This window comes from Paraburkholderia sp. SIMBA_054 (genome assembly GCF_046534875.1).
GTDB lineage: Bacteria > Pseudomonadota > Gammaproteobacteria > Burkholderiales > Burkholderiaceae > Paraburkholderia > Paraburkholderia hospita.
This window is the reverse complement of sequence record NZ_JAWRXV010000463.1, coordinates 1-316: the sequence shown is the minus strand read 5'-3', so window position 1 is coordinate 316 and position 316 is coordinate 1. Positions and strand designations below refer to the sequence as shown.

General features: G+C 62.3%; 1 protein-coding gene. It reads right to left on the bottom strand.

Annotation, left to right across the window (positions count from 1 at the left end; translation table 11 throughout):
- Positions 1-316, bottom strand: a 316-nt coding sequence (locus SB822_RS55920) for an IS66 family transposase zinc-finger binding domain-containing protein (RefSeq protein WP_410858954.1), incomplete at both ends; no start/stop codon positions are given.

The window sequence follows — 316 nt, the reverse complement described above, 5'->3', positions numbered from 1 at the left end:
TCAACAGGCCGCGAGGGATGATGCGAGGCGGCGCCGGCGTCACCTTGATGCCGAGATCGCAGCACGGACACGCATATTTGACGCGTTGGTGCTGGATCACGCGAAGCTGCTCCGGAATCACGTCGAGCTGCTCGCTGATCTCCACGCCAAATTCGACGAGCGCGTGACCATCGTTCATGCAGAAGCGTTCAGCCTCAGGCAGCTCGTGCCGCACTACGTCGCGCGGCAGGTTGGGATCAAGCGGCTTGCGATGGCCCCGCTTCTTGCGCGTATGTGCGCCGACCGTCGATTCTGGCGTATCTTCCTGAGCAGGTGA